The following is an 11874-nucleotide window of genomic DNA, read 5'->3' on the forward strand; positions in this document are numbered from 1 at the left end:
AGTGCAGCTTTCCCCGCACTCGTCTACTCTCGGGGCATGGCGAGCGAGGCAAGCAACCTTCAGTATGCAGTGCGCCCGCGCGTGCTGGCCCGCCACCTGGGAACGGTGGCGATGATCCTGGCCGCGTTGCAGCTTGTACCCGGGACGGCGGCGCTTCTGCTGGGCGTCTTCGACGGGGCTGCGCGCTACGGCATGACGAGCGCGGCGCTGCTGGCGTGCGGCTATGCCCTCTCGCGCATCGAGGCGCGCGCGCCCATTCAGCGAAACGAGGCGATGGTGCTTGCCGCCGCGGCCTTCGTGCTTGCAGCGCTGGCCTCCACCTGGCCCATGGCCGCTCACGCCGGGCTCTCACCGCTCGATGCCTTTTTCGAGGCCGTCTCGGGCGTCACCACCACGGGACTCTCCACCGCTGCCGACGTGGAGTCGCGCCCGCGCTTGTGGCTCTTCAGCCGCGCGTGGCTCCAGTGGTGCGGCGGCCTGGGTGTCATGGTCTTTGCCGCCGCCTTCGTGCTGCGCCCGGGCGTGGAGGCCAAGCGCCTCTCACTCTCCGAGGGCAGCGAGGCCGACGACCTTGCCGGTGGCACGCGGGCCCGCTCGCGCCGCATTCTCCAGGTCTACTGCGCGCTCACCGGTGCGGGTATTCTCCTGATGCTGGTGCTCGGGGCGAGCTTCTTCGATGCCATCGTCTACACCTTTGCCGCCATCAGCACCGGCGGCTTCGCCCCCCACAACAGCAGCCTCTCGGGCCTGGGCGGCATTCCCCTGCAGGCGGCCGTCACCCTGCTGTGCGTGGCGGGCTCAACCCCGGTGCCTTTTCTCAACAAGCTCAGCCGTCGCAGCCTGCGCGACACGGTCGCCGATCTGCAGGTGCGCGCCCTGCTTATCCTCGCGCTGGCCCTGACCGGCGTGCTGACTTTGAGCCTGGCTCTTCAGGGCGGCATGGGCTGGGGCGCAGCGATCCACCACGGGGCGATGCAGGCTTTCTCCGCCCAGTCGACGGCGGGTTTTTCTTCCATGTCGCTGGCGGAGTTCCCGGCGCTCTCGAAGCTTGCGATCATCTTCGCCATGCTCGTCGGCGGCGGCGTGGGCTCGACCGCCGGCGGGTTCAAGATCCTGCGCCTTCTCATTGCGCTCAAGCTCCTGCAGTTGCTCATTCGCCGGAGCGCCCTGCCCGCCCACGCCGTGCTCGAACCCCAGCTCGGCGGGCGCCGCCTGGGCGACCCCGAGATAGAGGAAGCCCTGCTCCTCATCGGCCTGTTCGTAGGTGCGGTCTTGCTCTCCTGGCTGGCCTTTCTGGCTTACGGCTACGACCCGCTCGACTCGCTCTTTGAAGTGGCCTCGGCCACCGGCACGGTCGGGCTCTCGGTCGGACTGACCGGCACGGATCTTCCCGCCACCCTCAAGAGCGTGCTTTGCGCCGATATGTTGCTCGGAAGACTGGAGATCGTCGTCTGGCTGGTTACACTCTACCCCGGAACCTGGATCGGGAGGCGCACGCAAGGCACATGAGAGTCGTCATCGTCGGTGGCAGTGAAGTAGCGGTTGAAACGGCGGGCCTGCTCACGCGGCGCGGGCACGAGGTCGTCGTTATCGATTCCAATCGCGAGCGCATCGACGAGCTCTCACAGGTGCTCGACTGCAGCTTTCTCCATGGCGACGGCAGCAAGCCCGCCGTCCTGCGCGAGGCCGCGCCCGATCTCACCCACGTGCTGTTCTGTCTGACCGACCAGGACCAGGCCAACATCATCGCCAGCCTGGTGGGCCGCCAGCTTGGATTCTCGCGCGTGGTTACCCGCATTCACGACAAGGAATACGAATCCATCTGCGTGGAACTTGGACTCGACGAGGTCATCGTCCCCTCACAGACCATCGGTCGCTACCTGGCCGACATGGCCGAGGGCGCGCGTGTGATGGAGCTCTCCAGCGCGCTGCGCGGCGAGGGGCGTTTGTTTGCGTTCGTTGCGAAAGATACTGATGCGGTGGCCATCACCGACCTGGCACTCCCCAAGGGAACGCGGGTCATGTGTTACTACCGCAACGACGAATTCTGCATGCCCGACGGGGAGACGGCCTTTCACGAAGGCGACGAGATCATCCTCGTCACCACGGCAGCCAGCCTGCCCGAACTGCGCGAGCGCTGGAGCCCGGTGCAGCGAAGCAACGGGAAATCCTGAACGCCCGTCGCGCTACCATACGCCCCCACGCACCAGCCGGACCGCAACCAGCACAATCATCAGGGTAATGAGCACGCTGATCCGCCCCAGGCGGGCTGCGGCGCGCCGTGCCGCCATGGTCTTTTCTCCCGCAACATCCTGTTCCCACAGCCGGGTTGCACGCGGGCCAACGACAAAATCATGCAGGCCGTTGAGCGTCAGAAGAAAGAGAATCAGAGCCAGCTTGATTGCCAACAGCGTGCCGAATCCGCTGGCCCAGAAATCCATGGAAGTGAGGTCACCCGGGCCCACACCGCGATAGTGCAGGCACCCGCCACCGCTGAGCAGAAGCAGGGCAAAACAGACCCATGAAACAATACGGAAGCGGCCGCCGGTTTGTCGGATCAGGGAGAGCGCGTGGCCGGCGAACTCCGGGGTTCTGCCGAGAGGGATCAGGACTAGCAGGTAAAAGGCTTGCCCGCCGACCCATACGCTTGCGACAAGGATGTGAACCCACACAAGGAGGAGATACATCATGCGCCCACTGCATCCGACGACGTGAAGGGAACGCCGACGACCGCTTCCGAACTCAACTTCACAGAACAGACAATCACGTGAGATTCTCAATCAATCGCGACACTGCGCCGTCTGGACCAGGCGACCCCCAGTTGTCCAAGTTGCTGGTCCCCAATGAACTGCTGCGCCAGGTGGAAGAGCACGTGCTCTTCTTTCTGAAAGTGCTCGCGCGTGATTGCGAGCAGCTCCCGCACGATGGCACGATGTTGTTCCAGTGAATCGCTGCGACGCGCCTGATCCAGCAGCTTGTCGATCTGATTGTGCTCGAAGCGCATCCGTGCGATTGGCCCGTTCGGCCCCATCAACGATTCGAGGGTTGAGAACAGCAATTCATCCTCGACCTGCGCATGCACGCTCAATGCATTTCCAATGACGTCACCGATTTCGCGCAATCGCCCCAGCTCCGACATCGAGTCGACTGACTTTTCCCACAGGTCGAAAAGACCGTGAAACACACCATGTTCGCCCCTCAGCGCGTCAATCACTGTGATTCCCATTGCTCGCTCCCGCCCCTGCATTGCGCTTACCGGGCTAACGCTGCGATTTCTTGCGGCGCCTGGGCTTCTTTTCGGCGATCGGCGCCTTCCCCTTGAAGGCTTCATTGTTGAAGAGCCCGTAACCCTTTTTCATGGTCTCGGACATGTAAAAATCCGGATTGCGCTGTTTATTCTTCCAGACGTACCAGTCCGGCTGTTCGAGCCCTTCGTACTCGACTACCAGCACCGACCCGCCCGGGGCTTTTCCGTTGTTGGAGACGTGATGTTCGATGTGATCGTGCGTGATCCACAGCCCTGGATTGTTCATTTCAACAATCCCGTCAATTCGCTCGCCGGGCAGCAGCGGAATCACGTCGGCGTAATAGGGGCTCTCGAGTGGCAGACCATCCTTGTGGGTGACCAGCACATCGTGCCCATGCAGGTGGAATGCCACTTCAGAGCTCACGCTAAAGAGGCGTAGTCGCAGCACGTCGCCCTTTTTGACCGTCAGCGGCTGAGTCGTGGGAAAGGCTTTGCCATTGATTGAGAAATAATCGATGCCTTCGGTCGGATGGCCGCCCTTGCCGTAAACGCCGGCGACCTCCGAGTTCCACCCCGAAAACATCAGAATGGCTTCCTTGGTCACGCGCTTCTCGATTTCCGCGGGCTCCTTGGGATCGATGATGATCGGTCCCCACATGCCGCGGATACCGACGTGCTCGGGAACATTGACATGACAGTGGTACCACAGGCTCCCGGGTTTTTCGGCGACAAAGCTGTAGGTGAAGCTCTCTCCAGGGTTGATGGCCTTCTGGGTGATGTCGGGTACGCCGTCGTTCTTCCAGTTGTTTGTCATGTACTGACCGTGCCAGTGAATCGTGTGGGCCAGGGTGGTCATGTTGGTCAGTTTGACCTCGACGTGGTCACCCTGCTTCACATGAATCAGGGGCCCGGGCACCTGCCCGTTGTAGGCCCAGACCTTGGCCGTCAGACCGGGTGCGACTTCCAGGTCGACTTCCTCGATCGTCATCTCGAAGTGTCGGTCCTCCGCACGCGAGATCGACGGCACGAGCACGAGCGCGCCGAGAAAAATTGCAAGCATCAGGCGTCGCATCACTTGTTGTCTCCTTTTTTGCAGCAGAGCTCCCGCAGGTATTTCACCAGCGCGTGGATTTCTTCATCAGAGAGATTTCCATCCCAGTTGGGCATGAGAATCGACTTGTTGACGGCCTTGCCACCAAACTTGATGGCTTTGAACAGCTCGGCATCGGTGCGTGCCGACATTTCTGCCGTATCGGTGTGGTCACGCGGCGCAACATCCATGTCGTAGGAATTGACGCCGAAACTGTCACCGTGGAGGCCATGGCACTGGGCGCAGTAAAGCCGGTAGAGCTTCACGCCGTCATGTTTCTCCCCCGCTGATGCACGCCCCGGCAGCATCAGCGCCGCCACAGCAAGGAAGAGCAGGAGTGCGAGTTTCTTCATTTCTGTTCCTCCGCGATCATCTTGAGGTAGTTCACCAGTTTGTTGATCCCTTCGTCGGGAAGATGCCGGTTGGGCATCAGCGAGCGTGGCTCCCAGAGCGTCGGATTGCGCGTGTAAGAAATCATGTACTCGGGCTGCAGCCGCTCGAACGCGGTATAGAGTTCGGGTCCGGAAACGCCGCCAAAGTCGGGCGCGTCACGATGACATGCGGCGCAGCCTTTGAAGCTTCGAAAATCTTTTTCGGCCAGCACGCGCATCAGCTTCCCGGGCTTGAACTCTTCCTTGTCCGTTCGTTCCGGAAAGGGTCGCAGCGTCATCAGGTAATCGGCAACCTCTTCGGCCTCTTCCCTACCGAGCGGGGCATGAGCCGACAGCTTTGTATCAACAATTTCATCGCCGTCATCTGTCACCTCGGTCGCGTTGGCGAAGAACACGCCGCCTGGAGTGATGCGCTCGGGCTTTTGCAGCCACTTTTTGAGCCACTCTGCCCGGTATTTCTGCCCCGCGTAATAGAGCGGAGGTCCCTTGCGGTTCATGCGCTCGTCGATGGTGAGAAATTCGTCATCCGGTTTCTTCACTGCATGGCATTCAGCACAGGACTTGAGAACAATTTGCTCACCGGTATCGCCGGCTTGCGCGGGGCCCGCCGGGAGCACCAACGCGCCGAGCAGAAGACACACCAATCCCGTCAATGTCGGATGTTTCCACATTGCAGGCATCTCCTATCGAAGAATCAGGTTGCCGTTGCGCCCCTTTTCGGGATCCGCTTCGTCGTTGTTGAGGATGACCGTGATGGCACCGTTGAGCGCGTGCTTCATCTGGTGGTCCACGATCGCATTGTTCGTGGCACGATCAGCCGGGCTCACAAGATCGACCGTCAGGCCATGCGCCGCGGGAATATTCACTGTCTGCATTCCATAGAGAATGTTCTTGGGGTTGCCATTTTCCCAGACGCGGTCCCAGATTCCGGCAATGGGATGCAGCGCCACCGATTCATTGATCTGGGCATTCACGTAGTAGAGGCGAACGCGCTCACCGGGTTTCGATTCGAGCGCTACGGACGCGTTGGCATCGTGAACCGGATCGTAGTGGAAGAGCTTACCGTTGATCAGTGCGCCGACCCACTTCTCGTTGTTTTTGCGCTCCTCGGCGCTGCTTCCATCGGCGAAGAGATCGCCCTGCACGATGATGTATTCACGATCGGGCTTGGGGTAGTCCGCGCTATAGCCCTCACGCGGATCAACGATGATGACACCGTACATCCCGCGCGAGATATGCTCCGCCATGGAACTGGCGCCGCAGTGATAAATAAAGACGCCGGGATAGTCGGCACGGAACTGAAAGTTCTTCGAGTCACCGGGTTTTACCTCGGCAAACTCGTTGAGCACATCGACGCGGGCGGCATGGAAGTCCATCGAGTGGCTCTGCTTGTTGGATGGGTCATTGTTCAGGGTGAAGTCGACCAGATCGCCCTGGCGAACACGCACCAGCGGCCCCGGAATGGTGCCACCGAAGGTCCACATTCGCTGGGTATTGCCGGCATTGTCGACCGCCAGCGAGAGTTCTTTGACCGTGATCTCGACTTTTTGGACCGTTGCCTCACCGGCGCCCTTCGCAAACGAGCCCGCACAACCTGCAAGGATTCCAGCGATCAGAACTACCGCCACTCCCGATGGAATAGATTTCTTCAGTATTTTCAGCATGTTTCGCTCCCCTGTTGCATCATGTAAGATGTATTTGAAATGCATATTATTGGATAGAATGATGCATTTCAACTACATTTTATCTGTCCGGGCCACTCTATGGTCATCCCGTGCATACTGCGCGTACGGAAGCCGCCTGAGTGTGCTCACAGGATTCTGGAGACGCGGCTGCAGGAGAGTTCCCCGTGCAGGTCAGCAAAACAACGGATTTCGCCCTCCGGGTGCTGCTGTATGCAGGCTCGAATCCCGATGAGCTTGTCACCCAGGCACAGATGGCCGAATTTTTTGATATTTCCCACGAACACCTGAGGAAAGTGGTCCACGAACTGGGCCAGCACGGATTCCTCAAGACCTACCGGGGCCGCGGCGGCGGACTGCAGCTCGGTCGGACGCCCGACAAGATCAATCTCGGCGAAGTCGTCGATCTGTTTGAGAGACGCGGCCCCATCATTGCCTGCGAAAAACTCGAATGCCCACTTGCCCGGCGCTGCTACCTCAAGGACATTCTCGAAGAAGGCAGCAACGCCTTCATCGATACCATCAGAAAATACACACTGGCCGACGTACTTGAAGACCGCCGCAACCCGCGCGCCCTGATGGTGCGCTAGGCGTGCCCTCAGCTCTCCAGCGTAAAATAGAGCAGCGTGCTGTGACCTGATCCGCTCAGGTAATTCATCCGCGCCAGATACAGGCCCGGCCCCAGCGCGCGGGCCTCGCCGCGAATGGCACGAAGCGGCGCCGGATTCTCGGGAACGTCGTAGTTGAAGAGCAGCACCTCGCCCCTGCCCTGCATGGAGGGCGCGTGGCTGACCTTGAAGTGACCGAAGCGCCGCCCCAGTTCGAGACCCATCCACAGGTTCGAGCCCGAATCCCCCTCGAAATACTTGCCCTTCCAGGGCGAGACGGCTGAGTTGGCAACAAGGTGCAGCACGCCGCGCACCGGCTCGGGCAGCGTGTCGAGTCCCACCACGGCCAGTAGCTTGCCCGCCAGCGCGCCGCGGAGCTGTCCCTCGGCAATGGGATCGAGGGCCTCGAAGAGCGTGTCGAGTTCTTCCTTGTGGAGGCGAATCAGCGAATCTGGGTCGACTTCTGCGTGAAGGTAGCCCCCTCGCGCTTCAATGGTCTGGGTGGTTGCGCTCATGATTGTGACTCCTTAGTCCATCAGGTCGGCCTGGCGCTCGGCCAGGGCTGCAATGCTCATGCTGGGGGGAATCCCCGGCGAGCGTGGATAGAGCGATCCGTCGGCAACGAACAGGCCCGGATGCCCGAAGACCTGTCCGCGGTGATCAGTGAAACCGTCCTCGGCGCTGCTGCCGATGGAGCAGCCTCCGAGCGGGTGGACGGTGAAGAGCGAGCGCGCGCCCTTGCCCCAGGGCAGATTTCCCAGCACGCGCTCGGGCCCGTAGTGGGCGGCGACTCGTGCAACAGTCTGTTCCATCTCGTCAAAGAGGGCGCGGTCCATCTCCCGCCCCGCCGTGGTTGTGATTCCCTTCCCGTCGAACTCGATTCGCGCGGCCGAAGCGTCGCGCCCCATGCAGAAGAGGAAGGCCGAGCGCCGCAGGCTTGCGCGCATGGATTCGGGAAGCGGCAGCGCGCCCGCCGGGACGCCGACTTCTCCAACGAGGAACCGGTGAGCCCCCTTGGCTTCGATGGATGCAAAGGCGTTGAAAGACGGCCCCTGCGAAGAATCGCCCAGTGCCTTCGTCTTCCAGAGCAGGGTTGCCAGATCCGCATTCGGCGAGAAGCGCGCCCCCAAAGTCGCGGGGAGCCCGGGCAGTGTGCGGTGGCGCTCGCGCGCGGCAAAGAGCAGCCGCTGGGTGTTGAGCCCGCCGGCGGCCAGCACCAGGCGCGGCGCATGAACGACGGCCTGCTTGCCGGTGCGGTGGTCCCGGTAGCGCACCTCGTAGCCGCCCCCGGCGTGCGCGCCCACGGCCAGCACCTCGCAGAGCGGGCGCAGCTTCGCCCCGGCCTTGAGTGCCATCGGGATGTAGGTGAGATCGAGGGTCGTCTTCGATCCATCCTCGCAGCCCATGATGCAGGTACCCGCGTGCGTGGAAGTGCGCTGCTCGATCCCCGCGGCGTTCGTCACCTTCTCCGGGCGACGTGGATCAGCTCCCCACGCAACGGCCAGGTCGGGATACTTCGGCGCGGGCAGACCCGCGCTCGCAAGCGCGTGCTCGAAAACGAGATTCTTCTCTGGCCGGTCGGGCAGCGGCGCCGGGCGCATCACTTCGCGCACGCGCTCGAAATACGGATGCAGTTCCTCGCCGGTGAGCTCTTCGGGAAAGGCCGCAAAAAACTCTGCGGGGGGTTCTTCGAGAATGTTCGTGTAGATGTGCGAACCGCCGCCCACGCCGCTGCTGGTGAGCGTGAAGAGGTCGTCGAAGACGTGGGCCTCGTAGAGGCCGTCTGCCTGCAGCAGGCGCTCGCGGCGCTTGCCGCCGCGCGTAACGCGCAGGTTCCGCACGAAGCGACGCGCCCCCTTGATGCCGCGCGGATAGTCGCGGCGGTCGGCCTCGGGACGTGCCTTGTTGAGCGGCCCCCACCAGGGCCCGCGTTCGAGGACCAGCACCCGCAGCCCCTTCTGCGCAAGGCGCGCGGCGCTGACCGATCCGCCGAAGCCGGATCCCACGACGATGACGTCAAAATCCATGGATATAAAGTTGTCCCGTTGCCCGGCTGATTCAGTGAGTGGACTGAGTGTCTTCAAGATCGCGCGAGAAGTTCTGGAAATCCCGCAGCAATGCCAGCGGCGACTGGCGACGCCACGCCGCCAGCATCACCGCCACAAAGGGCGCAACGGCCATGAAGATCGTCGCGATAAAGACCTCATCGAGAACGCGCGAGCCCTCGGCCGCCTCTCCGCGCAGGCGCGAGAGAAGCGCGTCGACGGTATTGCCCGTCAGATTGGCGATGGTCATGGCGCGCACCACGCGCTCGATGTCGGCGATTTCTTCCTTGCTGTAATGCTCGCCGAGTTTCTCGACGAGTTCGGGGCTTACTTCACCCGAGCGCGAGAGCGTGAAGGCTCGTGCATACTGCACGGCGATCCAGCGCGCGGGATCGAATTCCTCGGGCGCCATGCCCTCAACCTGGGCGAGTTCCTCGGCGGGAAGCCCGGCGTGAAGCGCCCACTCGTGATGGGCAAAGCTGCAATAGCGACAATTGTTGACACGCGCGACGGCCACCATGATCTCCTCCCGGAAGGCCGGATCCATACCCCGCCCCGTCCAGATGCGCGCCAGCGAGGGCAGTTCCGGCGCGAGCGAACCCGCATCACTCAGAATCTGCCCGATGGTGTAAATGCGTTTGCGGAAAAGCCCGAACAGGCGTTGCCCACCCTGTGCTTCCGTCCTGGTCTGCACGTCGCTCATATGTGTCTTGCCCCGTCTTTGTTGCGCGCACTCAACTGCGCGTTGTTCCCTTGGTTTCGAGTCCCGCAACCGCCGCACCGATTCCCGTGAACGAGTTCTCGGAATCGAAGGCGCCCGTGGTGAGCAGGTTCCAGAACAGGTCCGCAATCGCATCAGGATCGCGGCAGCTTCCGGGCTGGTACCACTGCACCGTCCAGTTGAGCGCGCCCATCCACATGTGGCGCATCATCTTGAGGTCCACGTCGGCGCGGATGTGCCCAGCGCCGGCGGCCTCATAGAAGAGTCCGTCGAAGAGCGCGTGGAGCCGGTCGTGAAGAAGCTGCACCTTCTCGCGCGCGGTGCCGCCCAGCGAGCGCCAGTCATAGAGGAGCACGTAGAGTGAATCGTCGCCCGAGAGGAGCAGTTCCAGATATGCGCGCATTGCCAGGCGCAGCCGCTCGGATGGATCGCGCACGCCGTCGGTGGCCTGGCGCACCGCCACGGTGGTGCGCTCGACCGCCTGTTCCATCAGCGCTTCGAGCAGTTCCTGCTTCGAGGCGTAGCGGTAGTGCAGGCTGCCGGGCAGGATGCCCGCGGCCTCGGCGATCTGCCGGACGGTGGTGGCCGAAAACCCGCGCTCGCGAAAGAGCCCGGCCGCCGCGTCGAGGATCTCGCACGATCCGTCACTCAGGCGCTTGTAGATATCGGCGATAGTCGACTTCTTGGTCATGCGACCAAAACTATCCCCAGGCGTGTATTCTGTCAAGGAGAAACCGCTCTGAGGGTCTTGGCCATGCAGCCAAGTCTCCCGGAATCACTGGGAAATCAGCGAGCCTGCAGGAGTGCCAGGACCTCGTCCTCGCTCACGTCGGCCCAGCGCTCGTAGGCATGTGCCACGGCGAAGCTCGCCCCACTGCGGATGTTGGTACAGTAGAGGGCGTCCGCCTCACCGGCGATGAGCGCGGCGCTTTGCGAATGAGCCGTGGGCACCGCCACCAGAATCTCCCTGGGCCCCCAGGCGCGCAGAGATCCGATGGCCACGCGCATGGTGAACCCGCTGGCCAGCCCGTCGTCCACCACGATGAGGGTGCGCCCAACAAGTGCCTCCTTTGACAGCGCCGCTCCGAACTCCGCCACCCGGCGCGCGACTTTTTCCCGGGTGCGGGCAGTTCCCGCCTCGCGCTCGGCGGAGTCGATCCCAAGGCGCTCGGCCATTGGCTCGTTGATCGCGACCGTCCCGTCGAAGGCAACGGCCCCGTAACCCACTTCGCTGTTCCAGGAGGGCGTGATCTTGCTGACAACGGCGACGTCCCAGGCAAGCCCAAGTGCTTCGGCCATTGCCGCCGCGACGGGAACGCCGCCGGCGGGGATGGCAAGAATGAGCGCGTCACTCCCGCGATACTCCGCGAGCAGGCTTGCCAGAATCTTTCCGGCATGTACGCGATCGCGAAAGACCTGCACACGTTCGCGTAGGTGGATGTCTTCAATGATTCGTGGTTCGGGCATTGCGTGATCAGGCGTGCATCACTTGGAGCAGGTTGTCCCCGAGCGCGTGTGTGTCGCAGCGCACCCGTGCCTCGGGAGCGGCGGCCCGCGCAATGAGTTCGAGTTCCGCGGCATGGTACATTTTGCGCGCGCTGATTGCCGCGTCGTGAAAGAAGTCACGATAGGGTTGCGGCAATGCCTGTCGCAGGGGCCCCTCCTGCGTGCGCATCCCCCAGAGCAGGGCGCCGGAAATACGCTGGTAGTCGAAGCCCACAAAGCCGGTGCTGGCCACGCGCGTCCCCTCGGCGATCATCTTCGCGAGCTGCCCGGGCGTAAAATGGTGAATCGCCTGGTTGATGGTGAGCAGGTCGTACTCGCCCTCTTCGAGCTCCCCCATATCAAAAGCATTCACCACGCGGAACGTAACGGGCAGGTGCTCGGCCGCTGCGCGCGCGTTGCCGTCCTTGACGTGCACCGAATGGATATCGGAACCGGCCGCCTCCAGTGCAATGCCATTGCGCTTTGCATTCTTGGCGAGCATGAGCGGGAACCCGCCATAGCCCGATGCAAGGTCGAGTACCCGCGGGGCGCGGCCCGCCGTGCGCGAGGCGTCTTTGAGGATCGGCTTGAGGTAACCCAGCAC

15 protein-coding genes are annotated in these 11874 nt (G+C 62.5%); 3 read left to right on the top strand and 12 right to left on the bottom strand.

Features of this window, described 5'->3' with window-relative positions; genetic code table 11:
• Positions 1-36 precede the first annotated feature (36 nt).
• Positions 37-1509 (top strand): TrkH family potassium uptake protein, encoded by a 1473-nt coding sequence (locus KDH09_14275; protein MCB0220863.1) that lies wholly within the window; start codon positions 37-39, stop codon positions 1507-1509.
• Complete coding sequence (locus KDH09_14280; GenBank protein MCB0220864.1) at positions 1506-2174, top strand: NAD-binding protein; 669 nt, start codon at positions 1506-1508, stop codon at positions 2172-2174. Before KDH09_14275 ends, KDH09_14280 begins: the two co-directional genes overlap by 4 nt.
• Positions 2175-2186: 12 nt before the next feature.
• Here the strand turns inward: KDH09_14280 and KDH09_14285 are convergent, their stop codons facing one another.
• The 6 genes from KDH09_14285 to KDH09_14310 all read right to left on the bottom strand — a co-directional run bounded on the left by KDH09_14285 (position 2187) and on the right by KDH09_14310 (position 6393).
• The gene (locus KDH09_14285; GenBank protein ID MCB0220865.1) at positions 2187-2690 is read right to left on the bottom strand and encodes a CopD family protein; all 504 of its coding nucleotides are present in this window, start codon (positions 2688-2690) and stop codon (positions 2187-2189) included.
• Positions 2691-2776: 86 nt separating this feature from the next.
• A complete protein-coding gene (locus KDH09_14290; GenBank protein ID MCB0220866.1) occupies positions 2777-3226 on the bottom strand; it encodes a hemerythrin domain-containing protein in 450 nt (149 codons plus the stop codon).
• 34 nt (positions 3227-3260) lie between these two features.
• Positions 3261-4319: a multicopper oxidase domain-containing protein gene (locus KDH09_14295; GenBank protein MCB0220867.1), complete on the bottom strand. Its 1059-nt coding sequence runs from the start codon at positions 4317-4319 to the stop codon at positions 3261-3263.
• Positions 4319-4690 carry a cytochrome c gene (locus KDH09_14300; GenBank protein MCB0220868.1) on the bottom strand — a complete coding sequence of 124 codons (372 nt, stop codon included), beginning with the start codon at positions 4688-4690 and terminating at the stop codon, positions 4319-4321. The genes KDH09_14295 and KDH09_14300 overlap by 1 nt, the downstream gene beginning before the upstream one ends.
• A complete protein-coding gene (locus tag KDH09_14305; GenBank protein ID MCB0220869.1) occupies positions 4687-5400 on the bottom strand; it encodes a c-type cytochrome in 714 nt (237 codons plus the stop codon). The genes KDH09_14300 and KDH09_14305 overlap by 4 nt, the downstream gene beginning before the upstream one ends.
• A 12-nt stretch (positions 5401-5412) precedes the next feature.
• Positions 5413-6393, bottom strand: a complete 981-nt coding sequence (locus KDH09_14310; GenBank protein ID MCB0220870.1) for a multicopper oxidase domain-containing protein — start codon at positions 6391-6393, stop codon at positions 5413-5415.
• Positions 6394-6578: 185 nt separating this feature from the next.
• On the opposite strand from KDH09_14310, the gene KDH09_14315 reads away from it, so the two are divergent.
• Positions 6579-7001 carry an Rrf2 family transcriptional regulator gene (locus KDH09_14315; GenBank protein MCB0220871.1) on the top strand — a complete coding sequence of 141 codons (423 nt, stop codon included), beginning with the start codon at positions 6579-6581 and terminating at the stop codon, positions 6999-7001.
• Positions 7002-7009: 8 nt separating this feature from the next.
• Here the strand turns inward: KDH09_14315 and KDH09_14320 are convergent, their stop codons facing one another.
• The 6 genes from KDH09_14320 to KDH09_14345 all read right to left on the bottom strand — a co-directional run.
• On the bottom strand, positions 7010-7534 hold the full coding sequence (locus KDH09_14320; protein ID MCB0220872.1) for a hypothetical protein: 525 nt from the start codon (positions 7532-7534) through the stop codon (positions 7010-7012).
• 12 nt (positions 7535-7546) lie between these two features.
• A complete protein-coding gene (locus KDH09_14325) occupies positions 7547-9046 on the bottom strand; it encodes a GMC family oxidoreductase (GenBank protein MCB0220873.1) in 1500 nt (499 codons plus the stop codon).
• Positions 9047-9077: 31 nt separating this feature from the next.
• Positions 9078-9767: a carboxymuconolactone decarboxylase family protein gene (locus KDH09_14330; protein ID MCB0220874.1), complete on the bottom strand. Its 690-nt coding sequence runs from the start codon at positions 9765-9767 to the stop codon at positions 9078-9080.
• Between the two features lie 31 nt (positions 9768-9798).
• Positions 9799-10476 carry a TetR family transcriptional regulator gene (locus tag KDH09_14335; protein ID MCB0220875.1) on the bottom strand — a complete coding sequence of 226 codons (678 nt, stop codon included), beginning with the start codon at positions 10474-10476 and terminating at the stop codon, positions 9799-9801.
• A gap of 95 nt (positions 10477-10571) precedes the next feature.
• A complete protein-coding gene (locus tag KDH09_14340; GenBank protein MCB0220876.1) occupies positions 10572-11252 on the bottom strand; it encodes a phosphoribosyltransferase in 681 nt (226 codons plus the stop codon).
• A gap of 7 nt (positions 11253-11259) precedes the next feature.
• The coding region (locus KDH09_14345) for a class I SAM-dependent methyltransferase (GenBank protein ID MCB0220877.1) at positions 11260-11874 on the bottom strand (615 nt) is incomplete at its 5' end.

It is taken from the genome of Chrysiogenia bacterium (assembly GCA_020434085.1).
In the GTDB taxonomy this organism is placed as follows: Bacteria; JAGRBM01; JAGRBM01; order JAGRBM01; family JAGRBM01; genus JAGRBM01.

Excerpts from the sequence above, each read along its gene's own strand:
- KDH09_14275 (MCB0220863.1), top strand. The coding sequence starts at position 37 with ATGGCGAGCGAGGCAAGCAACCTTCAGTATGCAGTGCGCCCGCGCGTG.
- KDH09_14280 (MCB0220864.1), top strand. The coding sequence starts at position 1,506 with ATGAGAGTCGTCATCGTCGGTGGCAGTGAAGTAGCGGTTGAAACGGCG.
- KDH09_14285 (MCB0220865.1), bottom strand. The coding sequence starts at position 2,690 with ATGATGTATCTCCTCCTTGTGTGGGTTCACATCCTTGTCGCAAGCGTA.
- KDH09_14290 (MCB0220866.1), bottom strand. The coding sequence starts at position 3,226 with ATGGGAATCACAGTGATTGACGCGCTGAGGGGCGAACATGGTGTGTTT.
- KDH09_14295 (MCB0220867.1), bottom strand. The coding sequence starts at position 4,319 with ATGCGACGCCTGATGCTTGCAATTTTTCTCGGCGCGCTCGTGCTCGTG.
- KDH09_14300 (MCB0220868.1), bottom strand. The coding sequence starts at position 4,690 with ATGAAGAAACTCGCACTCCTGCTCTTCCTTGCTGTGGCGGCGCTGATG.
- KDH09_14305 (MCB0220869.1), bottom strand. The coding sequence starts at position 5,400 with ATGTGGAAACATCCGACATTGACGGGATTGGTGTGTCTTCTGCTCGGC.
- KDH09_14310 (MCB0220870.1), bottom strand. The coding sequence starts at position 6,393 with ATGCTGAAAATACTGAAGAAATCTATTCCATCGGGAGTGGCGGTAGTT.
- KDH09_14320 (MCB0220872.1), bottom strand. The coding sequence starts at position 7,534 with ATGAGCGCAACCACCCAGACCATTGAAGCGCGAGGGGGCTACCTTCAC.
- KDH09_14325 (MCB0220873.1), bottom strand. The coding sequence starts at position 9,046 with ATGGATTTTGACGTCATCGTCGTGGGATCCGGCTTCGGCGGATCGGTC.
- KDH09_14330 (MCB0220874.1), bottom strand. The coding sequence starts at position 9,767 with ATGAGCGACGTGCAGACCAGGACGGAAGCACAGGGTGGGCAACGCCTG.
- KDH09_14335 (MCB0220875.1), bottom strand. The coding sequence starts at position 10,476 with ATGACCAAGAAGTCGACTATCGCCGATATCTACAAGCGCCTGAGTGAC.
- KDH09_14340 (MCB0220876.1), bottom strand. The coding sequence starts at position 11,252 with ATGCCCGAACCACGAATCATTGAAGACATCCACCTACGCGAACGTGTG.